Genomic DNA, 26830 nt, shown 5'->3' on the forward strand with positions numbered 1-26830 from the left:
TCGGCCAGGCGTTCAGGTGGTCAGGCGCTAGGCGTTCAGTCGGTCAGGCATTCAGGCATTCAGGCGGTCAGTTGGCCTGTCCGATCGGCCGGATCACCACGGTGTTCACATCCACACCGCTCGGCTGCCCGATCGCCCAGACTATGGAGTCGGCGAGCTGGTCGGCGGTGAGCAGATGCCCGGGCGGCAGGCTCCCGTAGGTGTCCCAGAACGGGGTCTCCACCCGTCCCGGCGAGATCAGGGTCACCCCCACCCCGAAGTCCGTGACCTGCCGCCGCGTGTTCTCCGCGAGCCCGGTCACCGCCCACTTCGTCGCCCCGTAGATGTTGCCCGGCCCGTTCACATGGCCGGCCACACTGCCCACCAGCACGATCCGCCCGCGGGTCTCCTTCAGCGCGTCGATGGAGGCCCTGATCAGCAGGGCGGGTCCCAGCACATTGGTCAGCACCATCGCCGGCCAGCCCGCGGGATCGCCCTCGGCGACGGTGTCATGGGTGGCGAACCCGGCGTTGGCGACCACCGCGTCGAGCCGCCCGAACTTCTCGAGGGTCGCCTCGACCGCCGCCTGTACGTCCGCGTACTCGGCCGCGTCGCCGACGACCGTCAGCAGACCCTCCGGGTCGCCGAGCTCCGCCGCGAACCCCCGAAGCCGCTCCGCACCCCGCCCGGTGACGGTCACCCGATGTCCCGCCTTCAGCAACTGCCGCGCGACAGCGGCCCCGATGCCGCTTCCGCCGCCCGTGATGAGCGCGACCGGTGAGTCGGTCATGATTTCCCCCATACGTTCCTGAGTGCGTCCACCCGCTACCGGGGGACGGCGGGAGTCCATCACTTCGAGCGCACTCGATGTCAACGCCTCTCCGGCTCCGCGGTCGGCGTGAGTGCCTCAACTCCCCTTCGGCTGAAGGGCCCTGTGCGGCACGCCCGCGCGGGCGACGGTCCGAGAACGGCACGCCCGCGCCTCTTCGGTCGACGGTCCGAGAACGGCACGCCTGCACCCCCCTCGGCTGAAGGTCCGACGGCGGCATCGCCCGCACCAGCAGTCAGCACGTCCGCCGGAACGCCTGCCCGGGCAGATGGGTACGCCACTCCTCCGCGGTCGCACCGCCGCCCGCGCGTTCGCACACCGCGTCGGCGGCCCGGTCCGGCGCCAGTGGATAGGACCGCCGGAGCAGATGGGGTGTGGCCACGCGCAACTCCCCTGCGGCCGCGGCGAATCCGACCGCGAGGACCGGCCCGTCGCCCACCGCCAGGGAGACGGGCGGCAGTCCGGGCGACGCGATCTCCCAGACCCGGACAGAGCCGTCCTCCGCGCCCGCCGCGAGCAGCGAGCCGTCGGCGGAGAAGGCCAGGACGGGGGGCCGCAAGGCGTCGTCGGCGTCGAGCAGGACGGCGATACGGTGCCGCCCGCGGGCGTCCCAGAGTGAGATCCGCCCGTTGTCGGCGGCGACGGCCAGATGACGTCCTTCGGGGCTGAAGGCGGCCGCGGACACCGTGCCTTCTCCCAGAGCCGCCTTGCTGCGTCGGCCTGTTGGCACATCGATCAGTTCACCGAGCGAGGTGAGGAGGGTGCGTCCCGTCGCGGAGATCGCCTCCGCCCCCATCTGTGGCGTCCCCACCGTCCAGGTCCGCGGCTGTGTGCCGGTGCGCCGCACCTCGATGCCGTCGTCGGTGGTGACTGCGGTGAAGACCGTGCCGTCAGGGCCGACGGTGTGGGCGGCCACGGACGGCGGCGGGGCGGGTATCACCCTTCCCTCCTCGTCGAACGCCACCTGAGCCAGCGACTTCCGGCGCCATGACGCGGCGTCGACCAGGCCGTTGAGCGAGAGGGTGCGGACGCTGTTCGTCTGGCTGCCCTCCCGGTAGCGCAGCACCCCCTCCGCCGTGTTGAGCCGCATGTCGATGACGGTGCGGTTGTCGTTGGGGAAGGTGATGAGCGGCCGGTCGGGACGGTCGGTGCGCCAGACGGCGAAGGCGCCGTTCGCCCGGGTCACGGCGTAGTCGCCGGTGGTGTCGAACCGGACGGCCGTGTGCCCGGTGCCCGACAGCGGGAGGACCCCGCGCTCATGGCCGGTGCGGATGTCCCAGGTGTGAACACCGTCCTTGTTCGCGACGGTGACAGCCTTGCCGTCCGGTGTGAAGGCGGGACCCTCGTCGGGCCGGCCGCAGAGGCGCTCTCCGGTCCGGCGCGGCGAGCCGGCCATCACCCGGCTGCCGGTGCGGATGTCGTACATCTCCATCCGGGCCTTCGAGGGAATGCACCAGGCGATGGTCCGGTCGTCGGGGCTCACCACCGGCAACTGACCGCCGTCCTCGGCCCGTTCACCACTGAACAGCAGCTTGCGCCTGCGCACGTCCCACACTCGGACCCGTGCCCGGCCGTCCGCGTCCCCGACCATGGCCCGCTTGTCGACGAAGAGCCGACCACTGGGCGAGAACGTCCCGTCGTCGTCCGCCCGTTCTCCCGTCGGCAGCCGCGCGATCACCCCGTCGCTGATCAAGTCCCGCACCGTGACGTCCTGTTGCCCGTGGTACGCGACCGACCGTGCGTCGCCGCTCACGTCCACGACACCACTGGACACCCCCGGAAGGTGCACGGACCGCAGCATGCGTTCCGTGCGCACGTCCCACTGGGTCACCCGGTCGTGCGACACCCTGGTCAGCACGCGGCCGTCCGTGCTGAGCCAGGACGGAGAGTTCAGCGCGGGATCGTCGGGCGGAGTGTACGTCGCCACTTCCCGTCGGCCCGCGGCCGACCGGACTGCCGCCCGCGTCTGCGGCAGGTCCGCGAGCCGCCAGGCGGCCACCGACAGACGCATCGCGGTACGCGGGTCGCTCGACCACAACTCCTCGGCCACGGCGGCGATCCGGCGGGCCTCGGCCTCGTCGAGCTGCCGGGCGTTCGTACCACTCTGACGCCAGGCGGCCGTTCCTGACAGCACGGCGAGACACAACAGCATGGCCAGAGCGGCCACGAGCGTGCGCAGCCGCCGGGCGCCACGGACAGCAGCGCGCGCCCCGTGCTCGTACGACTCGATGCTCTCGGCCAGGAAGTCGTGCTCCAGGGGGCTGAGGGACGGCAGATCGCGGTCGGTGAAGGCCTCGCGGGCCGCTACGAGACGAGTACCTCGGTACAACGCACCCGGGTCACGGGCGAGTTCGGCCCAGGCCTGGGCCGACTCCGTCAGGCGCCGGTGCGTCCTGAGCCGGTCCCGGTCCTCGTCGACCCAGCCCCGCAGCCGGGGCCAGCCGGTGATCAGCGCCTCATGGGCGAGCTCGACCACCGAGCCGTCGACCGTCAACAGGCGTGCGCTGACCAGTCGTTCAATGACGACCTGGGTGACTGGGTCGGTGGCGAGTTCGCTGCGGTCGACCGGGCGACGGGTGTCGGAGGTGCCCTCGCCGGGCGAGACCATGCGCAGCAGCAGGTCGCGCGCGGCGCCGGCTTCGGTGGGCGTGAAGGTGCCGTGGACCTCCTCGGCCGTGTGCGCGACCGCGCCGCGCATGCCTCCGATCGCGTCGTACGCGGCCTCGGTCAGCGTCTTGCCGGTCCGCCGCCGCCACACCTCGCGCAGGGCGTGCGCCATGAGCGGAAGGCCGCCCGGTTCGCCCGCCACGTCGTCCACGATCCGTGCGGTCAGGGCGCGTTCCACGAGGAGACGGGCGGCACCGGCCGGCCGGACGATCGCCTCGCGCAGCCGCTCCGGTGCCATGGGACCGACCAGGAGACTCGCGTCGCGCAACGTGTCGGCGAGCGGACCGTGTTCGGCGCAGCGGCCGTAGAAGTCGGCCCGGACGGCCAGGACCACACGCAGTCGGCTGTCCGGTTCGCGCGCGGTGAGCAACCGGCCGAGGAACGCGTCCCGTTCGGTCGGGTCACGGCAGAGCGAGAAGACCTCCTCGAACTGGTCGACCACAAGGAGGGTTTCCCCATGACCGCCATGCGGAACGAAGAGGGAGGCGTGACTGCGGTCGGGACGGTCGCCGGGGGTGAAGACGCGGATGGCCGCGAGAGCGGGCCGGCCGCCCTGGTTCGGAGGAGCCGAACCACCGCCCCGCTGTGCCAACGCCTCGCCGGGCGCAGGCTGCTCGCCCCGCCGGCCCGTACACCGAGACGACTCGGCGCCACCCTGCCCGGACGGCGGCGGCCCCTCGCCCGGAACGACCCCGCGGAACTCCGATGACGCTGTGGGTCCCGTCTCCGGCAACCACGCCTGGTCGCCGCCGGCAGAGCGGAGCGCCGGTATCAGCCCCGCTCTCAGGAGCGAGGACTTGCCGCTGCCGGATGCTCCCACGACGGCCAGGATGCGTCGGCGGAAGGTCAGTTGGAGCAGCTCGGTGATCAGGTCGTCCCGGCCGTGGAACGGGTACCGGTCGTCCGCTTCGAACCGCGCGAGCCCCGGGTACGGCGACGCGCCGTCCTGGGGTGCCCGGCCGTCGGCCTCCTCGGTCAGTGCCTCGCGCCACCGCCGCTCCCACTCCCCCGGGTCGCTCCCGCACGCGGTGACGTAGGCGAGGACCACGGACAGCGAGGGCAGCCGTTCCCCGGCCGCCGCGGCGGAGAGCGTGGGTGCCGAGTAGCCGGCGCCCCGAGCCATCTCGCGATAGGTGGGCCCACCCACTTCCGCGCGGAGCTTGCGCAGCTCGTGGGCGAAGCGCTGTACGGGACCGGCGGCCGGGTCCAGCGGTTTCTCTCGGCGTCCCATCGGTGTCTCCCCATCCCGTGGTCACGTCCGGCTCACGGTAGCCCGCCGCTCCCGCGCCGACCGGTCCCGAACCGGCCCCACGGACGCCCGATTCCCTTTGATGGGCGCCCGGTTGGGGCCTGCGCATCAATACGCCGACGGCTGGACTCGGGGCATCCACGCCCTTCGCCGTCCGCCCGCCGGACGGCACTCACGCCCCGGAGCCTCTCATCGTCACCGCCCCGTCCCTCCGTCCGCCCGCCCGCACGGACAAGAGTCCGGCCCCCACGATCACCGGGCGCCCGGCACCCCCAACGGGCTTACACCCAGGCATCGTTGGCAGGCACCCCGGACCCCGTCTCGCGCTGCCCGTTCTCCTCTCCCTGGCCCTGGGCCTGTGGGGGATCCGCCGGAACGGCTCGTTGTGGCGGGACGAGGCGGTCACGTACGACATGGCGCACCGGAGCCTGCCCGATCTGTGGAGCACGCTCGCAACGGTTGACGCGGTACACGGGCCGTACTACCTCCTCATGCACGGTCTGTTCGCCGTGCTCACCTACGCCGACCCGCTGCTGGTCATGCGACTGCCCTCGGTCCTCGCCATGGCCGCGGCCACGGCGGGCGTGGTCCTGCTGGGAAGTCGGCTCGCCGGCCCGGGACCTGGTCTCCTCGCGGGCTTCGCCTTCGCGCTGCTGCCGGCCGTGCAGCGGTACGCGCAGGAGGGCCGTTCGTACGCGATGGTGTGTGCGCTGGTCGTCTGGGCCACGTACGCACTGGTGCGGACGGTGTCCGCGCGGAGGGCCTGCAGCTGGGACTGGGCCGGTTACGGCACGCTGATGAGTGCCGCGTGTCTGCTGCACGAGTTCGCGGTCCTCGCGCTCGCGGTGCACGCCATGGCCGTTCCCCGCGGCGCCCGTCGCGGCTGGGCGATCGCCTCGGCCGGCGTGGTGGTCACGCTCGCGCCACTCGCCGCGCTGAGCACGAGCCAGTCGCAGCAGGTGGCGTGGATCGGGGTCGACGCCGGCGCGTACGTCTCCTTCCTGGTGGTGAGCGCCTTGGGCGTGGTCTGCGCGCGAACCCTCCCCCGGCGGCCCACGCGCCCGGTGGACTTGAGGCGCCTCGCCCTCGCCCTCCTCGTCGTGCCCTCGGTCCTGCTGATGCTGTTGTCCGTGGTCCAGCCTCTGTACGTGGACCGTTATGTCCTCTACGGCAATGCGGGGCTCGCCCTGCTGATGGGCGCCGCGCTGCACCGCCTCGGCCCCAGCCGGTGGATGCGGGCCGCGGCGGCCGTGGCCGTCCTCACCCTGGTCCCGACGACACTCCAGCTGCGCGACACCACGAGCCGCACCGACGATGTCACCGCCGTCGCTCGGGCCATTCAGGTGCTGGGCGAGCCGGGCGACGGCGTCCTCTACATGCCGCAGCGGCGCCGCGTCTGGTCCTTGCCCTACCCCGCGGCCGTCCGCGGGCTCCACGATCTCGCCCTCGACCGCACACCCGTCGCGTCCCGGACCCTGTACGGCACGGAGGTGTCCGCCACCGGTATCCGGGCCCGGATGCTGAACAGCTCCCGGATCGTCGCCGTAGGCGACCCCGACGGTGAGCCTCTGGACCGCGGTGCGCAGGAAGCCGTCAAGCGGGACGTCCTGGCGACGTTCTTCGAGGGCTGCGTCACCCGCCGGGTGCAGGGCGCCCGTATCACGCTGTACGCGCGCCCAGGTGAATGCTGACCGCAGGGCCGGGCGGGCGGATGCTGACCGCAGGGCCGGGCGGGGGCGAGGCCGACCTGCGACGCCTGGGGCTGAATGCGGGGCGTGCGGGATGGGCACCGCCAGGCGTGGGGCCCGCCAGGCCCCGGGGCCTACTCCGGCTTCACTCCCACGTACACGGTCTGCGCCGTCAGGACGAAGACGTCGGGCCGGTGGTGCAGGCTCGCCTTGTCGTCCGGGTCGAGGAGTCGGTCGAGGGTGGCGATGTCGTCGGCGTCGAGGTCTTCGGCGAGGCCTTCGCGCCGGCGGGCGAGGGAGGTGATGACGAAGGCGCGGGCCTCGTCGGAGACCGGTGCGGGCAGGTCGAGCAGGAAGCTGCGGGTCGCGGTGTACCGCAGGCCGACGCCGGTCAGCAGGGCGGGCCAGTCCTCGGTCTCGGCCACCGCGCCGGGCAGCGCAGCCCGCATCTCGGTGAACCAGTGCTCGTGGACGGCGTCGATCCGGGACTGGAGGCCCGGGCGGCCGATGCCGATGTCGCGCGGGAGGAAGCGGGTGGGCAGCCCGCCCTCCAGGAGTGCGAGGGTGCCGCCGGGCGCGAGTCCCCGTACGAACCCGGCCAGCGCGGCTCGCTGGTCACCGACGTGATGCAGCGACCTACTGGCCCACAGCAGGTCGCCCGGGTACTCCAAGTCACCGATTCCATCGGCGAGTTCGACCCTCAGGGTGCTGAAGCGATCGGCGACGCCCAGCCGCTCGGCACGCTCCCGGGCGCGGTCCAAGAGGGGGTCCACGCCGTCCACCGCGACGACCCGCGCCTGCGGGAAGGTGTCGGCGAGGAGGCAGGAGACGACGCCGGGACCACTGCCCGCGTCCACGATGAGCTCGGGCTCCGGCCGCAGCTCCCGCAGCCAGTTCGCCGCTCGCGTGTAGAGGGGGGAGTACAACTCGGCCTCCTGCTCCAGCAGGGGGAGCATCTCGGCGAAGTCGATCTGCGTGTGGTCGTGGGAGTGGGTGCGGCCGTGGTCGTGGTCGTGGTCGTGTCCGTGGTGATCGTGCGGCATGGTCCGAGCCTCTCGTCCGGGATGCCGCCAGCGTGCCTCGCCACTCCCGGAAACGGCCAGCCGTGTTGCTCGAACAGCAAATCCCGGGGACGCGTCCAGACATCCCCGCGACGCGTCCAGACATCCCCCGACCTCATCCAGCGGACACCGGCGACCGCGTCCAGCACATCCCCGCGACCCCCGAGCGAGTGCTCGTGGACCCGCCTGCTGTCCTGACCGGTCGGTCCCCGCCGTGGGTCGGGCCAGGCGCCGTAGGTCTCCGCCGGCGCGGTCACCGTCCGTGTGATGCGCTCGCGCAGTTCGGCCGGTTCCAGCACTTCGGTGTCCGCGCCGAGGGGGAGGAAGTCGCCGTGGGCGCGTGGTCCAGCACGCGCCTCAGTTCGCACCATGGGCCGGGCCAGCCCTCCACCCAGCGCCTCAGCTCGCACCGTCGGCCGGGCCAGCCCTCCACCCAGCGCCTCAGCTCGCACCGTCGGCCGGGCCCAGCCCCTCCACCCAGCGCCTCAGCCCGCACCGTCGGCCGGGCCCAGCCCCTCCACCCAGCGCCTCAGCCCGCACCGTCGGCCGGGCCCAGCCCCTCCACCCAGCGCCTCAGCTCGCACCATGGCCCGGAGCCAGCTCCTCCACCCTGCGGGCGAGGTCGAAGTCGAGGTCGGTGACGGCACCGCCGGCACTGTGCGTGTTCACGGCGAGGGAGACCGTGTGGTAGCCGAGCGTGAGGTCGGAGTGGTGGTCGAGTGCGTCCTGCACCTGGGCGATGTGCACGACCATCGCGGCCGCGGCGAAGTGCGAACCGAGCTGGTAGGAGCGGGCGAGCCGGTCCCCGTCCAGCGACCAGCCCGGCAACTCCGCCAGCCGGTCCTCGATCTCCTTCTGCGACAGCGGTTCGACGGCCATGACCTCGCTCCTTCGTCCGGCGGCGGGTGCCCGTGCGGCTGCGTCCGGCTGCGTGCGGCTGCCTCGGGGCTGGTCCTCAGCCTGACACAGTCCCCGAGGGCCGGCGTCGTACGTACACCCGGGGCCGGCCTCGGCGCCGACGCCCCGGCGGGCAGCTCTCACGGGGCGTACGCCCTCACCCCGGACCGTCCCCGCAGCGTGCTCCTCGACTACGGTCCTCGTATGAGCAATGTCGCGGCCGGCCCCGCCCGGCTCCCAAGTGCCCCTGCCGACAAGGGAATCGGCCCGCTGCTGCGGGGCTGGCGGGAGCAGCGGCGGGTGAGTCAGCTGGAGCTGGCGCTGCGGGCGGATTCGTCGGCCCGGCACATCAGCTTCATCGAGACCGGCCGCTCCCGGCCCAGCGAGGAGATGGTCCTGCGCCTGGCCGGGCACCTCGACGTGCCGGTCCGGGAGCGCAACGCCCTGCTGCTGGCCGCGGGCTACGCCCCGCACTATCCGGAGACCCCGCTCGACGACCCCTCGATGGCCGCCCTGCGCGAGGGCATGGAACGCTTGATCCAGGGCTACGAGCCCTACCCGGCGCTCGTGGTCGACGCCACGTACACCGTCCTGGCCGCCAACCGGGGCATCGCCCTGCTCCTGGACGGCGTCCCGGAGCAGCTCCTCGTACCCCCGCTGAACGCGATGCGGCTCACCCTGCATCCCGAGGGGCTCGCGCCGCGCATCCGCAACCACCGGGAGTGGCGCGACCACCTGCTCGCGCAGATGGACCGGCAGATCGCCCTGCACCGCTCGGACGCGTTGCGTGCCCTGTACGAGGAGGTGGCGGCCTATCCGGTCGCCGACCGCCCCGATTCCGGCGAGCCGGCCGAGCCCGTCCCCTACTTCGCGCTGCCGATGCAGATCGAGCACGACGGCCGGCTGCTCTCCTTCATCTCGTCCATCTCCACCTTCAACACCCCCATGGATGTGACGGTCGCCGAGTTGGCCATCGAGACGTTCCTTCCGGCGGATCCCGCCACCGCCAAGTTCCTTATTTCACAGGGAATCTGACGGACCGTCCGGTTCCGCTTGAGCTCATTCGCTACGTTCGCCCCCATGAGGGTTTCCCGGGAACATGACACACTGCTCGCGTACTTCGGCGCGTGGGGAGGCGTGGCGTGAGTGAGCGGCGGGCCGCGCCCACCGTGGGGCAGGTGATATTGGGGCGGCGGCTTCAGGAGTTGCGGGAGGCCGCCGGGCTGAAGCGGGAGGAGGCCGCGCGCGTGCTGCGCGTGGCCCCGGCGACCGTACGGCGGATGGAGACGGCCGAGGTCGCGCTGAAGATCCCGTACGTACAGGTGCTGCTGACGACGTACGGCGTGCCCGACGGCGAGGTGGCCGCCTTCGTCGCCCTGACCGAGGAGGCCAACCGGCCGGGCTGGTGGCAGCGGTTCCACGACGTCCTGCCGGACTGGTTCAGCATGCACATCAGCCTCGAGGGCGCCGCCCGTCTGATCCGGTCCTACGAGCCGCACTTCGTGCCCGGGCTGCTGCAGACCGAGGACTACGCGCGGGCCGTGCTCGAGGCCGGCACGGTCGGGCAGGCGGGCTCCGAGTCCCTCGAGCGTTATGTGACCCTGCGCATGACCCGCCAGAAGCTGCTCACCCGCGAACACCCGCCGCACTTCTGGGTGATCATGGACGAGACCGTGCTGCGCCGCCCGGTCAGCATCCGCGGCGCGGTCATGCGCGAGCAGATCGACCGGCTCCTCGACGCGACCGAGAGCGACGACATCACGCTCCAGGTCGCCGAGTACGCGGACGGCCCGCACCCGGGGGCGTACACGTCCTTCACCCTGTTCCGGTTCGGGGCGCCCGAGCTGCCCGACATGGTCTACAGCGAGTATCTGACCGGCGCGCTCTACCTCGATTCGCGTGCCGAGGTCTCCCAGCATCTGGAGGTGCTGGACCACATGTCGGCCCGCGCCGCCTCCGCCGAACGGACCAAGAAGCTGCTGCGCGAGTACCGCGAGGTGTACTGAGCCGTGCCCGGCGCCCGGCCCGGCCTGACCCGTACGGATGCTCTGAGCGGGTGCGTGATCCGGCTCGCCCCTAGGTTCGGTCTACGGGCAAGCAAGGGAGCGCACCGTGACCGAGACGCAGGGACCGCCCACGGAACCGGGCGCGGCGCTGCTGCGCGCCGGGAGGTTCTTCCGGCCCGGCACCCCCGCGCCCGACCTGCACAGCATCGGCCTCACCGGCGGCCGCGAGGCGGACGCCTTCTACCGGGACCGCTGGAGCCACGACAAGGTCGTGAACTCCACGCACGGCGTGAACTGCACCGGCTCCTGCCGCTGGAAGGTGTACGTCAAGGACGGCATCATCACCTGGGAGACCCAGCAGACGGACTACCCGTCGGTGGGCCCGGACCGCCCCGAGTACGAACCCCGCGGCTGTCCGCGCGGGGCGGCCTTCTCCTGGTACACGTACTCGCCGACCCGGGTGCGCTACCCGTACATCCGCGGTGTGCTGCTGGAGATGTACCGGGAGGCGAAGCGGCGGCTCGGTGATCCGGTCCTGGCCTGGGCCGACATCCAGGGCGACCCGGCGCGCCGCCGCCGCTACCAGCAGGCCCGCGGCAAGGGCGGCCTGGTCCGCGCCACCTGGGACGAGGCCGTGGAGATCGTCGCCGCGGCCCACGTCCACACCATCAAGACGTACGGCCCGGACCGCGTCGCCGGCTTCTCCCCCATCCCCGCGATGTCGATGGTGTCCCACGCGGCCGGCGCCCGTTTCCACTCGCTCATCGGCGCCCCGATGCTCTCCTTCTACGACTGGTACGCCGACCTGCCCGTCGCCTCCCCGCAGGTGTTCGGCGACCAGACCGACGTGCCGGAATCGGGCGACTGGTGGGACGCCGCGTATCTGATGATGTGGGGCTCGAACGTCCCGGTGACCCGGACCCCCGACGCCCACTGGATGGCCGAGGCCCGCTACCGCGGCCAGAAGGTCGTGGTCGTCGCCCCCGACTACGCGGACAACGCCAAGTTCGCCGACGAGTGGCTGCACCCGCACCCCGGCACGGACGGCGCGCTCGCCCTCGCGATGGGCCAGGTGATCCTCAAGGAGTTCTTCGTCGACCGCGAGACCCCCTTCTTCGCGGACTACGTGCGCAGGTTCACCGACCTGCCGTTCCTGGTGACCCTGACCGAGCGGGACGGCGCGTACGTGCCGTCGAAGTTCCTGCGCGCGACCGACCTGGGCCAGGACGGCGAGGGCGCCGAGTGGAAGACGGCCGTGCTGGACTCCGTGACCGGCCGCGCCGTCGTCCCCAACGGCTCCCTCGGCTTCCGCTGGACCGAGTCGGGCAAGGGCAAGTGGAATCTCGAACTGGGCGACATCGAGCCGGCGTTGAGCCTGTACGGCACCGATTTCGCCGAGGGTCTGGAGGTGCTGCTCCCGCGCTTCGACACCGAGGGCGGGGAGCACGGGCAGGGACGCGGTGACGTCGTACGCCGCGGAGTGCCGGCGACCCGTCTCGGCGGGGCCGGAGGACCGCTCGTCACCACGGTCTTCGACTTGCTGCTCGCCCAGTACGGGGTGGGCCGGCCGGACCTTCCGGGCAGCTGGCCCGCCTCGTACGAGGACGCGGAGTCACCCGGGACGCCGGCCTGGCAGGAGGTGCACACGTCCGTTCCCGCGGCCAAGTGCGTCAAGATCGCAAGGGAGTTCGCCCGGACGGCGGAGAAGTCACAGGGCCGCTGCATGATCCTGATGGGCGCCGGGACCAACCACTGGTTCCACTCCGAGACGATCTACCGCGCCTTCCTCGCTCTCCTCCAGCTCACCGGCTGCCAGGGGCGCAACGGCGGCGGCTGGGCGCACTACGTCGGGCAGGAGAAGTGCCGGCCGGTCACCGGCTGGGCCACGCTCGCGGGTGGCGCCGACTGGAGCCGGCCGCCACGGCAGATGATCGGCGCGGCCTACTGGTTCCTCAACACCGACCAGTGGCGCTACGACCGGTTCGCGGCCGATGTGCTCGCCTCACCGCTGGGCGAGGGCCGCTTCAAGGGCATGACCGGCGCTGACTGCCTCGCCCTGTCGGCCCGTACGGGATGGATGCCGTCGTATCCGACGTTCGACCGCAATCCGCTGGATCTCGGCGACGCCTTCGGTGATCCGGTCGCCCACGCCGTGGCCGAACTGCGCGCCGGAACCCTGAAGTTCGCCTGCGAGGACCCGGACGCCCCGGAGAACTGGCCGCGTGTGCTGACCCTGTGGCGTGCCAATCTGCTGGGCTCCTCCGCCAAGGGCGCCGAGTACTTCACCAAGCATCTCCTCGGCACCCATTCCTCGCTGCGTGCCGAGGAGGCGGAGCCCGAGGTTCGCCCCCGGGACGTGACCTGGCGGGACGAGGCACCCGAGGGCAAGCTCGACCTGCTGCTGTCGCTGGACTTCCGGCAGACCTCGTCCACCCTGCTCTCGGACGTGGTCCTGCCCGCCGCGACCTGGTACGAGAAGCACGATCTGTCGACCACGGACATGCATCCCTACGTCCACTCCTTCACTCCGGCGGTGGACCCGCCGTGGCAGGCGCGGACCGACTTCGACACGTTCAAGGCGCTGGCCGAGCGGCTCAGCGAGCTCGCCGCCGGGCATCTCGGCGTCCGCAAGGACCTGGTCGCCACCGCGCTCCAGCACGACACCCCGGGCGAGACCGCCCAGCCCGGCGGAGTCGTCCTGGACTGGAAACGCGGCGAGTGCGAGCCGGTGCCCGGGAAGACCATGCCGAACCTGACGGTGGTGGAGCGGGACTACACCGCGATCGGCGCCAAGTTCGCCGCGCTCGGGCCGCTGGTGGAGGAACTGGGCCTGCCCGCCAAGGGAATCGCGCTCCGGCCGGACGAGGAGGTGGCCGACCTGCGCGAGCGCAACGGTGCCGTGCGCGGCGGACCCGCCGACGGGCGGCCCGCCCTCGACACCGCCGTGAAGGCCGCGAACACCATCCTCGCGCTGTCCGGGACGACCAACGGACGGCTGGCCACACAGGGCTTCCGCACCCTGGAGGCGCGTACCGGCCAGGAGATGGCCCAGCTGGCCGCCGAGCACGAGGGCAGACGCGTCACGTATGCCGACACCCAGGCCGCGCCGGTCCCGGTGATCACCTCGCCGGAGTGGTCGGGCAGCGAGTCGGGCGGCCGGCGCTACACGGCGTTCACCCTCAACACCGAGCACCTCAAGCCCTGGCACACTCTCACCGGACGCCAGCACTTCTTCCTGGACCACGACTGGATCCATGAACTGGGTGAGGCGATGCCCGTCTACCGGCCGCCCCTGGACATGCACCGGCTCTTCGGCGAGCCGCGGCTGGGGGCCGACGGACAGCGGGAAGTGACGGTCCGTTACCTCACCCCGCACAACAAGTGGTCCATCCACTCGGAGTACCAGGACAACCTGTTCATGCTGTCCCTCTCGCGCGGCGGGCAGAACATCTGGATGTCGCCGCAGGACGCCGACGCGATCGGCGTGCGGGACAACGACTGGATCGAAGCCGTCAACCGCAACGGCGTGGTGGTTGCCCGGGCGGTCGTCTCGCACCGGATGCCCGCCGGCACGGTGTACATGCACCACGCCCAGGAGCGCACCGTGGGCGTTCCGAAGACCGAGACGACCGGTAAGCGCGGCGGCATCCACAACTCCCTGACCCGGCTGATCCTCAAGCCGTCCCATCTCATCGGCGGCTACGCCCAGTTGTCATGGGCCTTCAACTACCTGGGCCCGACGGGCAACCAGCGCGACGAGGTGACGGTCATCCGCCGCCGCTCGCAGGATGTGGAGTACTGATGCGCCCGATGGCCCAGATCGCCATGGTCATGAACCTCGACAAGTGCATCGGCTGTCATACGTGTTCGGTCACCTGCAAGCAGGCATGGACCAACCGGGACGGCATGGAATACGTCTGGTTCAACAACGTCGAGACCCGGCCGGGACAGGGCTACCCGCGGCGCTACGAGGACCAGGAGAAGTGGCGCGGCGGCTGGGAGCTGAACCGGCGCGGCGCGCTGCGGCTCAAGGCCGGCGGACGCTTCAGCAAGCTCGCCGGGATCTTCTCCAACCCCAGGCTCCCGGAGATCAAGGACTACTACGAGCCCTGGACGTACGAGTACCGCAACCTCACCGATGCCCCGCTCGGTGACGACTACCCGGTGGCCCGGCCCGTCTCGCAGCTCGACGGCAAGCCGATGAAGATCGAGTGGTCCTCGAACTGGGACGACAACCTGGCCGGCGCGCCGGAGTACGGCGAGCTGGACCCGATGGTCGCGAAGGTACGCCAACAGGCCGCCGACAAGGTCAAGTTCGCCTTCGAGCAGACCTTCATGTTCTATCTGCCGCGGATCTGCGAGCACTGCCTCAACCCGTCGTGTGTGGCGTCCTGCCCGTCCGGTGCGATGTACAAGCGGGCCGAGGACGGCATCGTCCTGGTCGACCAGGACCAGTGCCGGGGCTGGCGGATGTGCGTGACCGGATGCCCGTACAAGAAGGTCTACTTCAACCACCGCACCGGCAAAGCGGAGAAGTGCACGATGTGCTATCCGCGCATCGAGGTCGGACTGCCGACGGTCTGCTCGGAGACGTGCGTGGGGCGGCTGCGCTATCTCGGGGTGATCCTCTACGACGCGGACCGGGTCACCGCGGCCGCGTCCACGAAGGACGACAAGGCCCTGTACGAGGCCCAGTTGGGCGTCTTCCTCGACCCCGAGGACCCGGCGGTGCGCCGGGCGGCCGAGGAGGCCGGGATCGCGCACGACTGGATCGAGGCGGCGCGCCGCTCCCCCGTGCACGCGCTGATCAGCAAGTACAAGGTGGCGCTTCCGCTGCATCCCGAGTACCGCACCATGCCGATGGTCTGGTACATCCCGCCGCTCTCCCCCGTGGTGGACGCGCTGACCGAGACCGGACACGACGGCGAGGACCTGGACAACCTCTTCGGCGCGATCGACACGCTGCGCATCCCCCTCGAATACCTGGCGGAGATCTTCACCGCGGGTGATGTCGCGCCGGTCCGGGCGTCCCTGGAGAAACTCGCCGCGATGCGCTCCCACATGCGGGCCATCAACCTCGGCGAGGCGCCCGACGAGTCGGTCGCCGCGTCCGTCGGCATGCGGGCCGAGGAGATCGAGGCGATGTACCGGCTGCTGGCGATCGCCAAGTACGAGGACCGCTATGTGATTCCGACGGCGGCCGTCGGTGACGCCAGGCGTCTGGAGGAGTCGGCGCTGCCCGACGAGTGCAGCCTCGACTTCGACGGCGGCCCCGGCATGGGCGGCGACGGGCCCTTCGGCCAGGACTCGGGCCGCAAGCAGCTCCCGCTGGTGTCGGTGGAGAACTTCCACGCCCTGCGCAAGCGCCAGACCGCGGACCGGGAGGACACATGACACGTCATGCCGTGCTGTACCAGGCCGCCGCCTACTGTCTGACCTATCCGGACGAGGAGTTCTTCGAGCGACTGCCCCTGCTGCGCCAAGCGGCCCCGGAGCTGCGGGAGTTCCTCGACCACGCGGCCGCCACACCCCCCGGCGACCTCGCCGCGCACTACGTCCGGGTCTTCGACTTCAAGAGCCGGCACAGCCTCTATCTGAGCTGGTGGCGCGACGGTGACACCCGTCGGCGGGGCATGGCCCTGGTGCGCTTCAAGGAGGTCTACCGCGAGCACGGTCTGGAGTTCAGCGGTGCGGAGCTGCCGGACTTCCTGCCGGCGGTGCTGGAGTTCTCCGCGCAGGCCGGAACGGTGCTGCTGCGGGAGCACCGCAGCGGTCTGGAGCTGCTGCGGATCGCGCTCACCGACCACGGGACGCCCTACGCGCAGGTCCTCGACGCGATCTGCGCCACGCTCCCCGGCCCCTCCCCCAAGGACCGCGCCGAGGCACTCGCGCTGGCCCGATCGGGACCGCCCCGCGAAGAGGTCGGGCTCGAACCCTTCGCCGTCACCCTCACCGGAGAGCGCTCATGACGACACTTCTGTGGGGCGCCCTGCCGTACGTCGTCTTCGTGCTGCTCGTGGCGGGACTGGTCTGGCGCTACCGCTACGACAAGTACGGCTGGACCACCCGCTCCTCGCAGGTCTACGAGTCGAAACTGCTGAACGTCGCCTCGCCCGCGTTCCACTACGGCATCCTGTTCGTGCTCGTCGGGCATCTGGTGGGTCTGTTCGTCCCCGAGTCGTGGACCGAGGCGCTGGGCGTCAAGGAGCGCCTGTACCACCTGCTCTCGCTGTACGGCGGTACGGCGGCCGGAGTGCTCGCGGTGTTCGGCATCCTGCTGCTGCTCTACCGCCGCAGGACGAAGGCGCCGGTGTTCCGTGCGACGACGGCCAACGACAAACTGATGTACGTGGTGCTGCTCGGCGCGATCGTGCTGGGCATGACCGCCAAGCTCACGCACGCGTCGGGCGACGGATACAACTACCGGCACACCATCGCCCCTTGGGCCCGCAGCCTGTTCACTCTCCGGCCCAGGACGGAGCTGATGGAGGGCGTGCCGGTGCTGTACCAGGTCCACGCGGTGGTCGGCATGGCGCTGATCGCGCTGGTCCCGTACACGCGCCTGGTCCATATGTTCAGCGTGCCGGTGCAGTACCTGTTCCGGCCGTACGTGGTGTACCGCAGCCGCGACCCTGAGCAGCTGGGACCGCGGCCCGCGCGACGGGGCTGGGAGAAGACGGACGTCTAGGACCTGTCCCGGCCCTCACCAGCCTCTCGCTCCTCGTCGACGATCTCGGCGTCCACCACGGCCTCCTCGTCGCCCGGGGCGGGCTCGCCTGCCGGGTCCTGCGGCGGTGACTGCTGGGCCTGTGCGTACATGGCCTGGCCGACCTTCTGGCTGACCGAGGCCAGCTTCTCGACGCCGGCACGGAGTTCGCCGGTGTCGGCCGGCTCCGCCAGCAGTGCCTTGAGTTCCGTGACCGCGGCCGCGACCTCCGCCGTGACGTCGGACGGAATGCGCTCCTCGTTCTCGCGGACGAACTTCTCGGTCTGGTAAACGAGTTGCTCGGCCTGGTTGCGGGTCTCCGCCGCCTCGCGGTGCCGGCGGTCCTCGTCCGCGTACTGCTCCGCCTCGCGCATCATGCGGTCGATGTCGTTCTTGGGGAGCGCCGATCCGCCGGTGACGGTCATCTTCTGCTCCCGCCCGGTGGCGAGGTCCTTCGCGGAGACATGCATGATCCCGTTGGCGTCGATGTCGAACGCGACCTCGATCTGCGGCACCCCGCGCGGCGCGGGCGGCAGCCCGGTGAGGTCGAAGACGCCCAGCTTCTTGTTGTAGGCGGCGATGTCGCGCTCGCCCTGGAAGACCTGGATGCCGACCGAGGGCTGGTTGTCGGCGGCGGTGGTGAAGATCTCCGAACGCCGGGTGGGAATGGTCGTGTTGCGCTCAATGAGCTTGGTCATGATGCCGCCCTTGGTCTCGATGCCGAGGGACAGCGGGGTGACGTCGAGGAGGAGCACGTCCTTGACGTCGCCGCGGATGACACCCGCCTGGAGCGCGGCGCCCACGGCCACCACCTCGTCCGGGTTGACGCCCTTGTGCGGGTCCTTGCCGGTGAGTTCCTTCACCAGGTCGGTCACGGCGGGCATCCGGGTCGACCCGCCGACCAGGATGACGTGGTCGACGGCGGACAGCTTCACCCCCGCGTCCTTCACGGCCTGGTGGAAGGGCGGCTTGCAGCGGTCGAGCAAGTCGGCGGTCAGTTCCTGGAACTGAGCGCGCGTCAGCTTCTCGTCCAGGTGCAGGGGGCCGTCGGCGGAGGCGGTGATGTAGGGCAGGCTGATGGTGGTCTCGGAGGAGCTGGACAGCTCGATCTTGGCCTTCTCGGCGCCCTCGCGCAGCCGTTGCAGCGCCATCCGGTCCTGGCCGAGGTCGATGCCGTACGAACCCTTGAAGCGGGCGACGAGGTGGTCGACGACCCGCTGGTCCCAGTCGTCGCCGCCGAGGCGGGTGTCGCCGTTGGTCGCCTTGACCTCGATGACCCCGTCGCCGATCTCCAGGAGCGAGACGTCGAAGGTGCCGCCGCCCAGGTCGAAGACGAGGACGGTCTGCTCCTCGCCCCGGTCGAGTCCGTACGCGAGGGCGGCGGCCGTCGGTTCGTTGATGATCCGCAGGACCTTCAGGCCCGCGATCTCGCCGGCCTCCTTGGTGGCCTGGCGCTGGGCGTCGTCGAAGTAGGCGGGCACCGTGATCACGGCGTCCGTGACGTCCTCGCCGAGGTACGCCTCGGCGTCGCGCTTGAGTTTCTGCAGGACGCGCGCCGACAGCTCCTGGGCGCGGTAGCGGGTCCCGTCGACGTCGCCCCGGTCGGGGAAGCGCCAACTCGTGTCGCCCATGTGCCGCTTCACGGAGCGCGCGGTGCGGTCCACGTTCGTCACGGCCTGCCGTTTGGCGACCTCGCCGACGAGGACCTCCCCGTTCTTGGCGAAGGCCACCACGGAGGGTGTGGTGCGCGCTCCCTCGGCGTTGGCGACCACGGTCGGATCACCGCCCTCCAGCACGGCCACCACCGAGTTCGTCGTACCGAGGTCGATCCCGACCGCACGTGCCATGTCCGTCCCCTTCCGCCAGGGCTCTGCCCGCCCTCCAGCACAAAACGCGCGTACGGGCTTGTCAATGGGGCGAGTGCCCCGCGGGGGCCGGGACATGACGATGCCGCGCCCCCTTGGCCGGGGCGCGGCATCGGCGTACGGGTGTCGCGTACGCGGTCAGGCGAGCTTCGCCGACAGCGTGATGGTGGTGCCGGTCAGCGCCTGGCTCACCGGGCAGTTGACCTTGGCGTCCTCGGCCGCGGCGACGAAGGCCTCCTCGTCGATGCCGGGCACGGTGCCCTCGACCGTGAGGTGGATGCCGGTGATGCCCTCGCCGGGCTGGAAGGTCACGTCGGCGGAGGTGACCAGCTTGGTCGGCGGGGTGCCGGCCTTGTCGAGAATGTTCGAGAAGGCCATCGAGAAGCAGCTGGAGTGAGCGGCGGCGATCAGCTCCTCCGGGCTGGTCTTGCCGTTCGCCTCCTCGGCGCGCGACGCCCACGACACCGGCTGCTCGCCGATGCTGCCGGAGGAGTCGAAGGTGACGACGCCGTTGCCCTTGAGCAGGTTGCCTTCCCAGACGGTGTGTGCTGAGCGCGTGGTAGCCACGGTGAGTCCTTTCACGTGTGGTCCCGTTCCCGGGGTCCGTAGCCACCATCCGATCACACCTGGGCCCGGCGCACCCATCTGACGGGGCGGCAGCCCGGCGGTGCCGGCCGGGCCGCCGCCCGCCTCAGCGCACCCGGAAGACCGGTCCGCGCGCCGTGAAGGGGAGGCGGGCCCCCTGCGGAATCAGGTAGGCGTGTTCGCGCCGGACCCGCAGGACGTCGCACCAGCCGTCCGTGATCACCAGGACGGGCGCGCCCGGCGGGAAGTCGTCGGCGCGCTGCAGGAGGTCGATGCCGGGTTGCAGCACGGTGCCCCCGCGGCCGTGCACCCGGACACGGCCCGCGATCTCGGTGACCGGCAGATAGCCCGCGTCGTGCGGTGTCGCGTCGCAGAAGACGACGCGCGCGGCCGGCACGTCACGGGCCTCGGCGTACGAGGCGATCGCGCCGAGCGCCTTGCCGAGGAGTGTGTGGCCCATCGAGCCGGAGGTGTCGAGGACCACGCCGAAGGTGCAGCGGGCGATCTCCTCGGGCGGGAAGTAGCGGCCGGCGCGCGGGATGCCGGGGGTCGCGGCCTGCCGGCGCGACGGCCGGGCGTAGGTCCGCAGCGGCTCGGGGCGGGGCACGAACTCGTCGAACCAGCGCGCCAGTTGGGCGTCCCACGACAGGGGCGGATGGCTGAGGGCACGGATCTCCTCGACGAGTCCGCCGGGCAGGTACCCGCGTTCCTGCTGCTGGTGCAGGTCGAGCCCCTGGGCGAGACCGCGGCGGTAGAACTCGTCGAGGTCGACGTAGTCGCGCGGTGAGCCGAGGGGACCGCCGAGGATGTCGCCGACGCCCTTGCCGCGCAGCGTGCCGAGCCGGCGCGTCCGGCGCAGGTCGCCCGCGATGCGGTCGTAGACCTCCTCGGCCGAGAGGTCCTTCAACTCCGGGTCGTGGAGGAGCCCTTCGGGCATCGTGCCGACGTCCATCTCACGCAGCCAGCCGTTGATGACGTAGTCGGCGGCGATGTTGAAGAGGTAGGGGTCGCGGCCGCCGGTGCGGTCGCCGTGCCGCAGGGCGGCGTGCAGCATCTCGTGGGCGAGAACGAAACGCCATTCCTCGTCGTCGAACTGGCGCAGTGGATTGATGTAGATCTCGGCGGCCTCCGTGTCGACGGCGGCGACGGAAATGCCGTGGGCGCGGGCGAGTTCGGCGTCGGCGACGATCGTGATGCCGGCCGCGATGCCGCCGAGCAGCGGATACGAGGAGACGAACCAGCTCAGTGCCTCCTCCCAGGGGCGCAGCCGGGTCGGGCCGCCGTACATGGACGCGCGGCGCCCGCCCGCCATGTCCATCGCCGTGGACATCGTCCGGGTCAGCGCGTGCGCGAAGGCGATCTGCCAGTCGACGGGATGTCCGGGCCAGCCCTGCCAGGGCACGAGCAGCTGGTCCGGCGCGCCACCGGCCGTACCGCAGCGTTCGTACGCGGCCGGAACGCCGTCGCGGCGCCAGCGGGCGGCGAGCTGCTCCTCGTCGCCGTCGGGGTAGGACGCGGGCAGGTCCTCGGGGGTGAGGCCGACGGGGAAGGTGAGCAGGAAGCGGTTGACGACGACGCAGCGGGCGGCCAGGTCGAAGCGGTCGGGCTGCACGCGCTCGCCGTTGGCGCCCGGGACATGGCCGAAGCCCAGGTGGAGGAGGCCGTGCGCGACGGCCCAGGCCCACTCGGCGGGGGCGGCGCGCCGGGTGGGGTGCGGGTGGAGGTGGCCGTTGGAGTCGACGCGGACGAGGCCGTCACGGGGCGCCCTCGCGCAGTCCTCCTCGCGGCACAGCTCGAACTCGATCGCGGCCAGGGCGGGGTTGGCCCACACCATCCGCATCCCGGCGGCGAACGCCTCGGCGGCCGGGTCCGACTTCTTCTCCTGCTCCGCCTGCTTGCGGCTACGGCTCACCGCCGCGCCTCCACCAGGCGCGGCATGTCACGCGCCGCCTCCACGAGGAACCAGGCGGGCAGTACGGGGTTGCCGTCGGCGTCGGAGGCGATGACGCTCTGGGCGACCTCGACGGAGATCTCGGCCAGCTGGACGAGCAGCGACTTGGCTCGGTACGCGGTCTGCCGGCCGTGGGCACTCGCATGCTCCTTGGCGGCGGGGAGCTCCTTGATCAGCCTTCCGCGGAACGACTCCGCGAGGTAGTACAGGAGGTCGCGGTCCTCGGGGCGGTTGGGCCAGCGGGCGTCGCCCTTGATGATCGCCTCGATGCCGAACCGGCTGCGCACGACCTTGACGTAGCCGCAGAAGGCGACCGCGTGCGCCGGCGTCAGCGTGCCGTGGGCGATCACCTTCAGGGTGTCCTCGTCGAGGCCGGGTCCGAAGGAGTGCAGCGCGTCGGAGAGCATGTGCCACGACCGGGGCGTGGAGAACGGCTCCTCGGTCTTGGGCGGCTTGGACCACAGGTGGTCGGGGCGGTCGGTGAGGTGGTCGAGGATCCACGGGTGGATGTCGTTGCCTGCGGCCCAGACGAGCCAGTCCTTCGGGGAGGCCTCGAGGTGCACATGGGCCAGGCGGTTGACCAGTGCGGAGGCGATCGGGCGGGCCAGGGCGTTGTCCGTGGCGCGGTTGCCCGCGCCGATCACGATCGACCCCTTCGGGAGCTCGTAGTTGCCGATGCGGCGGTCCAGGATCAGCGAGTAGAAGGCCTTCTGCACATCGGGCGTCGCCGCGTTCAGCTCGTCCAGGAACAGGCAGTACGGCTCGTCGCGGGCGATCGCCTCGGGCGGGCAGAACACCGAGCGGCCGTCGCGGATCTGCGGTACGCCGATCAGGTCCTCCGGCGCCAGCTGCGTACCCAGCAGGCTCACGCACTCCAGACCCAGCGCCTGGGCGAACTCCCTTACCAGGGAGGACTTTCCGATGCCGGGGGCGCCCCAGAGGAAGACCGGCCGCACGGTCGCGAGACCGAGCAGCAGTTCGGGTATCCGGGCGGGAGTGACAGTGACGGCTGCCTGCACGCAGCGACTCCTAGGAGGTGTTCGAGAGGGGGTGCGGGCGCGCAGGTGCGCGGCGTCCGATACGCACAGTCTCTGCGCGGGGGCGCCCGGGCGCAGCTCATTTTCCGCGGGCACCGGATTCTGGGAGTGCCCTGCGCTGTGGAAACGGACGAACGGACCGGAGACGGGCTGACTGAAGGACACCTTCCCCCTGCACGGCCTCGATCAGCAGGCGGCGTACGGGCGTTCAGAGCCCTTCGCGCCACTCTTTCAACACTCGACAGAAGAGGACCTTCTGCGGTGGCTCCGAAGTCGCGGCACCTTTGCGGCGCGTGGGCCGGCTCGCGCCCCGGCGCCACTGTTCCGCGTAGGCAGCGTGGGGCGCGGCGGCACCCCCGGGGCATGGCCGCGATGGCCGGTATCCGCGCTGGGCAAACCCCTTCCGCGGTGACACCTTGAGGCCCCCTCGCCCCTCCGGGACGGAGCGCGGCGAGGACATCTCAGGGGGTTTGGCCATGCGCATGATCTACTCCGACCGCGGTCCCTCACCGCTCGATTCCGGCAAGCCGGGCGCGCCCGAGCGCGACTCGACGTTCGGCTGGTGGGGCGCGTTCAGCATCCAGAAGTTCGTCAACCAGAACCCGCTCTCGCACACGCACGAGGACGCCACCGGCTGGCTCGCCTACCTTCAGCAGTTCTACGACCGGAACTTCTGGTTCGCGGACGGCGGCGCCCAGGTGTGGGCGTACGAGGAGACGTACGACAACTGGCAGGACCGCTACGGCCTGGACGCCGTGGTCGCCGTCTACCACTCCGGGCACGGCGGCATGGACGGCAACGGCGTGTTCTTCGCGCCCCTCGGCGCCGCGTGGGACGGCCGCTCCGACGCGGTGTCCAACCGGATGGCGTTCGGCAACGAGCGCGCGAACTACGTCTTCTGGTCCACCTGCGAGTCACTGCGCGTCCTGGGCGGGCACTCGCCGGTGCGCACCTGGGCGGGTCCCAACCTCGGCTCCCGGATGATCTTCGGATTCGAGACGACGAGCATCGACAGCCCGGACTACGGCAAGAAGTTCTGGGAGAAGTGGCGGGCCGGGCAGACCTACTGCGACGCCTGGCTCAACGCTTCGTGGGACATCTACCAGGGGCAGGCGCCCTCGGTGTGCGCCACCGGACCGACCCAGGCCGAGGCGACCACCCGGCTCAACGCGGAGCGCACCTTCTACCGCGACCACGTCTCCGACGCCTGGTACGCCTGGCGCTGGTACTCCGCCCGCGCGAGTCTGCGCGACGCGTCGACCGCCGTACCGGAGCAGACGGTTCAGCTCGCGCCGCGCGACCCGAGTGGCGAACTGACCCGGCTCGGGCAGCTGGCGGACTTCCCGGCCGCGGCACTCCAGGAGGTCCAGGTCGAACGACAGGGCGTGCTCAGCGCCAACTCCGGTGACCGGTACGTCTCGACGGCACCCCTCGCCGCACGCTGGGTGAAGCTGGCCGAGGCCAATCACCGCAACACCCGGCAGCTGGACACCGACCGGGCCGTCGAGCTGGCCCGCGCCTTCGCCGAACAGCACGCGGACGGCGCCGAGTTGATCGTCGACGCGGTGCACGACCTGTGGGAGAACTCCGGCACCAAGGACGGCTCGCAGCTCGGCGAACCGGTGTCGCTGCAGACCCACGTCACCTTCCGGCAGGCCTTCGACGGCGTGCCCGTCATCACGCCGGGCCGCGGCGAGCTCCGGGTGGCGCTGGACAACGACGGCACCGTGGTGCAGGCGCACCTGTCCACGCGGGAGCCGGCAGGTGCGGCCCGTACGCCGAGTTCGGTGGTCGCACCGCCGTCCGGGAAGGGCAGCAAGGCCGCGGCGGCACCGCGACCGCGGGATCCGGCCGAGTCGCTGGCCGCGGCCCAGCTCCGGCTGGTGCAGCACCTCGCCGTGGTGGGTTCGGACGAGGAGCGCCCGGCGGCCGGCATCCAGCGTCGGCTGAAGGTCCGGGACGTGCCGGACACCCTTCAGACCGGCTACGAGATCGAGGGCAACGAGGCGTTCCCGGCGGCCCGCAAGCTCATCGAGATCGGCGAGGAGGGCAGCATGTACAAGACCCTCCGCTGGGTGGTGGCCCCGCTGGCCCGGTAGGCGCACGGCAGGGACTCAGGCGGCCCGCCGGTCTTCCCGGCGGGCCGTCAGCGGGACCTGCGGACCGTCGGACTCCCGCAGCCATCGCCGCAGTACGTGGTGGACGCACTCGGCGCCGACCAGTTCCGCGTCCTCGCCGACCGGGGCCGACAGCGCCAGCGGCGACAGCACGAAGGCCCGGCCCTGAGCCCCGCCGAGACCGCCGTGCGAACCGATCTGCTCCTCGAAGGCGAGGACTTCGCCCTCGGCCGGGTCGTACCAGGAGTTGACCATGATGTCGGCCGTGTGGGGGAACGCGTGCGTGCGCCGTACGGCGTCGGCGGCGCCCGGCCCGAAGTCGGCCAGCGGGCCCGGGTGTTCGTCGCTGAGTTCGTCCACGGGCACCTGCGCGCCGTGCGCCCCGAGGACGAGCCCGCCGTGCTCCTCACTGCGTACGAGCACGAAGCCGATGCCCGGATGGTTCGCGAGCGTGGACAGCAGGGCAGGATGGCGGCGGTCGATCTCCTCCCGGCTCATCCGGTGCGGCACGTCGGGGAACGAGATCAGCCCGAGGTTTCCGGAGGCCAGCACGATGGGCTCGGAACGGCGGCTCGACGGCCGGTGCTGCTCGCCGCCCTCCTCGACCGGCCTGCGCAGCGCGGCCCGCACCGCGGAGCGCGCCTCGGCGCCGCTGTGGGTGCGCTGCACCTTGCGCGGCACGGGCAGCCCGCAGCCGGCCCGGACGAGATTGCCGAGCGTGAGTCCGTAGCGGGTCAGGAACGTCTCCCCCGGGCTCTGGCCGTGATCGGACAGCACCACGATCCGGTACGGCCGCGGGGCGTGTTCGGCGACGTTCGCGAGCAGTGCCAGCGAACGGTCGAGCCGTTGCAGCACCTGCTCGGCGTCCCGGCTGCGCGGTCCGGAGTGGTGCGCCACCTCGTCGTACGCCACCAGGTCCGCGTAGACGGCGGCACGTCCGGCGAGCATGTCCCCGATGACCGCGGCGACCACGACGTCCCGCTCGACGACCGTCGCGAAGGCACGGATCATGGGGTAGAGCCCGCCGCGCTTGACCCGCGGACGCCGCTTGCGGACCCGGGCGCGGGTCGACTGGCCGATCTCCCGGAAGACCTCGGCGACGAAGGACATGGCCGTGCGCACGGCGTTGGCCGGGTCGATGAAGTACGCGACGTAGCCCGCCCGGGAGCGGTTCTCCCTGCCGCGCCGCGCGGCCATGGACAGGACGAGGGCTAGCTGGTCGGCGCCGCCGCTGAACAGGTTGCCGCGGCTGGCGCCGTCGAAGGTGAGGAGCCCGCCGTCGCCGGTGCGCTCGACGGCCCGGCGCTGGAGTTCGGCGGCACTGCTCGGGCGGTTGCAGACCATCACCTCCCGGCTGTCCTTCTCGTACCAGCGGAAGGCGGGGACGTCGTGGTTGGTGCCGTGCAGGATGCCGAGCTGGCTGGCGCCGGTCTGGCTGGACCAGTCGGTGCGCCAGGCGGTGAGCCGGTGGGTGGGGCGGGGCGCGCGCCGCGTGGCGGACCGTCCGGTGCCGGGACGCGCGCCGAGCCAGCCGGCCAGGGTCGGCATGACGCCCTTGTCCATGGCCTCCCGCAGTACGTCGTGACCGACGCCGTCCAGCTGGATGAACACGGTGGCGGGGCTGGACGGGCCCGCGCCGGAGCCGCGCCGGCGGCGGTCCGCGAGGCGGTAGAGCCTGCGCCGGTAGGCGTCGTCGTCCCGTACGGCGAGGGCGCCGCCGGTCGCCGAGGCGACGGCGGACATGACGGCGGCGACCACCACGGCGGTCTCGGGTGCGGCCTCAGCGCGTCCCGAGGGGCTGATCCACAGGGCGATCAGCAACAGCGAACCGTTGAGGAAGAAGACCAGCAGTCCGAGCACGAGGGCGGGCACCAGGAGCAGCGCCCTGACGAGCAGCGGCCAGACGAGCGAGGACAGCAGACCGAAGACGCCGGCACAGGCCGCCGCCGTCGCGGCGATCCGCGTCGCGCTGTCCCCGTCGTCCGCCTGCACCTGGAAGTCCGGCAGCAGCCCGGCCAGGACGAGCATCGTGACCGTGGACACGGCCCACACCGCGATGCTCCGCCACACACCGCTCAGCACGGTCCGCCAACGCCCGCCGCCCACGCCCAGCCCACCTCTGCGTCCCGACCCGCCCCACTGCGGGAGCCCTCCCGGCCCGTCCGGTGCGCGAGCCGTCTCCCACCCTGTCAC

17 protein-coding genes are annotated in these 26830 nt (G+C 71.6%); 8 read left to right on the forward strand and 9 right to left on the reverse strand.

What is annotated here, in order from left to right; genetic code table 11:
* Window positions 1-67: 67 nt before the first annotated feature.
* Together ACFVYF_RS18220 and ACFVYF_RS18225 are read right to left on the reverse strand one after the other, a co-directional pair.
* Window positions 68-769 carry an SDR family oxidoreductase gene (locus tag ACFVYF_RS18220; RefSeq protein WP_389456418.1) on the reverse strand — a complete coding sequence of 234 codons (702 nt, stop codon included), beginning with the start codon at window positions 767-769 and terminating at the stop codon, window positions 68-70.
* 274 nt (window positions 770-1043) lie between these two features.
* Window positions 1044-4706 (reverse strand): hypothetical protein, encoded by a 3663-nt coding sequence (locus ACFVYF_RS18225; protein WP_389456420.1) that lies wholly within the window; start codon window positions 4704-4706, stop codon window positions 1044-1046.
* 431 nt (window positions 4707-5137) lie between these two features.
* Here ACFVYF_RS18225 and ACFVYF_RS18230 point away from each other — a divergent pair, with 431 nt between their 5' ends.
* Window positions 5138-6415: a hypothetical protein gene (locus ACFVYF_RS18230; RefSeq protein ID WP_389456422.1), complete on the forward strand. Its 1278-nt coding sequence runs from the start codon at window positions 5138-5140 to the stop codon at window positions 6413-6415.
* A 131-nt stretch (window positions 6416-6546) separates the two neighbouring features.
* Here ACFVYF_RS18230 and ACFVYF_RS18235 read toward each other — a convergent pair whose 3' ends face one another.
* Entirely contained in the window at window positions 6547-7455 is a 909-nt protein-coding gene (locus ACFVYF_RS18235; RefSeq protein ID WP_389456424.1) for a class I SAM-dependent methyltransferase, read from the reverse strand.
* Window positions 7456-8046: 591 nt separating this feature from the next.
* On the reverse strand, window positions 8047-8352 hold the full coding sequence (locus ACFVYF_RS18240; RefSeq protein WP_389456425.1) for a 4a-hydroxytetrahydrobiopterin dehydratase: 306 nt from the start codon (window positions 8350-8352) through the stop codon (window positions 8047-8049).
* A gap of 222 nt (window positions 8353-8574) precedes the next feature.
* Here ACFVYF_RS18240 and ACFVYF_RS18245 point away from each other — a divergent pair, with 222 nt between their 5' ends.
* From ACFVYF_RS18245 to narI, 6 genes are all read left to right on the forward strand, one after another.
* Window positions 8575-9405, forward strand: a complete 831-nt coding sequence (locus ACFVYF_RS18245; RefSeq protein WP_389456426.1) for a helix-turn-helix domain-containing protein — start codon at window positions 8575-8577, stop codon at window positions 9403-9405.
* A gap of 107 nt (window positions 9406-9512) precedes the next feature.
* Complete coding sequence (locus ACFVYF_RS18250) at window positions 9513-10376, forward strand: helix-turn-helix domain-containing protein (RefSeq protein WP_389456428.1); 864 nt, start codon at window positions 9513-9515, stop codon at window positions 10374-10376.
* Between the two features lie 106 nt (window positions 10377-10482).
* The gene (locus ACFVYF_RS18255; RefSeq protein WP_389456430.1) at window positions 10483-14178 is read left to right on the forward strand and encodes a nitrate reductase subunit alpha; all 3696 of its coding nucleotides are present in this window, start codon (window positions 10483-10485) and stop codon (window positions 14176-14178) included.
* Entirely contained in the window at window positions 14178-15770 is a 1593-nt protein-coding gene (narH, locus tag ACFVYF_RS18260; protein WP_389456432.1) for a nitrate reductase subunit beta, read from the forward strand. The genes ACFVYF_RS18255 and narH overlap by 1 nt, the downstream gene beginning before the upstream one ends.
* On the forward strand, window positions 15767-16345 hold the full coding sequence (gene narJ / locus ACFVYF_RS18265) for a nitrate reductase molybdenum cofactor assembly chaperone (RefSeq protein WP_389456433.1): 579 nt from the start codon (window positions 15767-15769) through the stop codon (window positions 16343-16345). Before narH ends, narJ begins: the two co-directional genes overlap by 4 nt.
* Complete coding sequence (gene narI, locus ACFVYF_RS18270; RefSeq protein WP_389456435.1) at window positions 16342-17064, forward strand: respiratory nitrate reductase subunit gamma; 723 nt, start codon at window positions 16342-16344, stop codon at window positions 17062-17064. Before narJ ends, narI begins: the two co-directional genes overlap by 4 nt.
* Here narI and dnaK read toward each other — a convergent pair.
* The 4 genes from dnaK to ACFVYF_RS18290 all read right to left on the reverse strand — a co-directional run bounded on the left by dnaK (window position 17061) and on the right by ACFVYF_RS18290 (window position 22502).
* Window positions 17061-18929 (reverse strand): molecular chaperone DnaK, encoded by a 1869-nt coding sequence (gene dnaK / locus ACFVYF_RS18275; RefSeq protein WP_389456436.1) that lies wholly within the window; start codon window positions 18927-18929, stop codon window positions 17061-17063. The genes narI and dnaK overlap by 4 nt on opposite strands.
* A 156-nt stretch (window positions 18930-19085) precedes the next feature.
* A complete protein-coding gene (locus ACFVYF_RS18280) occupies window positions 19086-19514 on the reverse strand; it encodes an OsmC family protein (protein WP_389456438.1) in 429 nt (142 codons plus the stop codon).
* Window positions 19515-19638: 124 nt separating this feature from the next.
* Window positions 19639-21372: a hypothetical protein gene (locus ACFVYF_RS18285; RefSeq protein WP_389456791.1), complete on the reverse strand. Its 1734-nt coding sequence runs from the start codon at window positions 21370-21372 to the stop codon at window positions 19639-19641.
* 68 nt (window positions 21373-21440) lie between these two features.
* Window positions 21441-22502, reverse strand: a complete 1062-nt coding sequence (locus ACFVYF_RS18290) for an ATP-binding protein (protein WP_389456440.1) — start codon at window positions 22500-22502, stop codon at window positions 21441-21443.
* A gap of 494 nt (window positions 22503-22996) precedes the next feature.
* On the opposite strand from ACFVYF_RS18290, the gene ACFVYF_RS18295 reads away from it, so the two are divergent.
* Window positions 22997-24619: a DUF6345 domain-containing protein gene (locus ACFVYF_RS18295; RefSeq protein WP_389456442.1), complete on the forward strand. Its 1623-nt coding sequence runs from the start codon at window positions 22997-22999 to the stop codon at window positions 24617-24619.
* Window positions 24620-24634: 15 nt separating this feature from the next.
* Here ACFVYF_RS18295 and ACFVYF_RS18300 read toward each other — a convergent pair whose 3' ends face one another.
* Window positions 24635-26743 (reverse strand): phage holin family protein, encoded by a 2109-nt coding sequence (locus ACFVYF_RS18300; RefSeq protein ID WP_389456444.1) that lies wholly within the window; start codon window positions 26741-26743, stop codon window positions 24635-24637.
* Window positions 26744-26830 lie beyond the last annotated feature (87 nt).

Source organism: Streptomyces sp. NPDC058274, assembly GCF_042881375.1.
In the GTDB taxonomy this organism is placed as follows: Bacteria; Actinomycetota; Actinomycetes; order Streptomycetales; family Streptomycetaceae; genus Streptomyces.

What these genes read in the sequence shown, in the direction of transcription:
- ACFVYF_RS18220 (WP_389456418.1), bottom strand. Translation starts at nt 769, where the DNA reads ATGACCGACTCACCGGTCGCGCTCATCACGGGCGGCGGAAGCGGCATC.
- narH (WP_389456432.1), top strand. Translation starts at nt 14,178, where the DNA reads ATGCGCCCGATGGCCCAGATCGCCATGGTCATGAACCTCGACAAGTGC.
- narJ (WP_389456433.1), top strand. Translation starts at nt 15,767, where the DNA reads ATGACACGTCATGCCGTGCTGTACCAGGCCGCCGCCTACTGTCTGACC.
- ACFVYF_RS18245 (WP_389456426.1), top strand. Translation starts at nt 8,575, where the DNA reads ATGAGCAATGTCGCGGCCGGCCCCGCCCGGCTCCCAAGTGCCCCTGCC.
- ACFVYF_RS18230 (WP_389456422.1), top strand. Translation starts at nt 5,138, where the DNA reads ATGGCGCACCGGAGCCTGCCCGATCTGTGGAGCACGCTCGCAACGGTT.
- ACFVYF_RS18240 (WP_389456425.1), bottom strand. Translation starts at nt 8,352, where the DNA reads ATGGCCGTCGAACCGCTGTCGCAGAAGGAGATCGAGGACCGGCTGGCG.
- ACFVYF_RS18285 (WP_389456791.1), bottom strand. Translation starts at nt 21,372, where the DNA reads ATGCGGATGGTGTGGGCCAACCCCGCCCTGGCCGCGATCGAGTTCGAG.
- ACFVYF_RS18235 (WP_389456424.1), bottom strand. Translation starts at nt 7,455, where the DNA reads ATGCCGCACGATCACCACGGACACGACCACGACCACGACCACGGCCGC.
- dnaK (WP_389456436.1), bottom strand. Translation starts at nt 18,929, where the DNA reads ATGGCACGTGCGGTCGGGATCGACCTCGGTACGACGAACTCGGTGGTG.
- ACFVYF_RS18295 (WP_389456442.1), top strand. Translation starts at nt 22,997, where the DNA reads ATGCGCATGATCTACTCCGACCGCGGTCCCTCACCGCTCGATTCCGGC.
- narI (WP_389456435.1), top strand. Translation starts at nt 16,342, where the DNA reads ATGACGACACTTCTGTGGGGCGCCCTGCCGTACGTCGTCTTCGTGCTG.
- ACFVYF_RS18225 (WP_389456420.1), bottom strand. Translation starts at nt 4,706, where the DNA reads ATGGGACGCCGAGAGAAACCGCTGGACCCGGCCGCCGGTCCCGTACAG.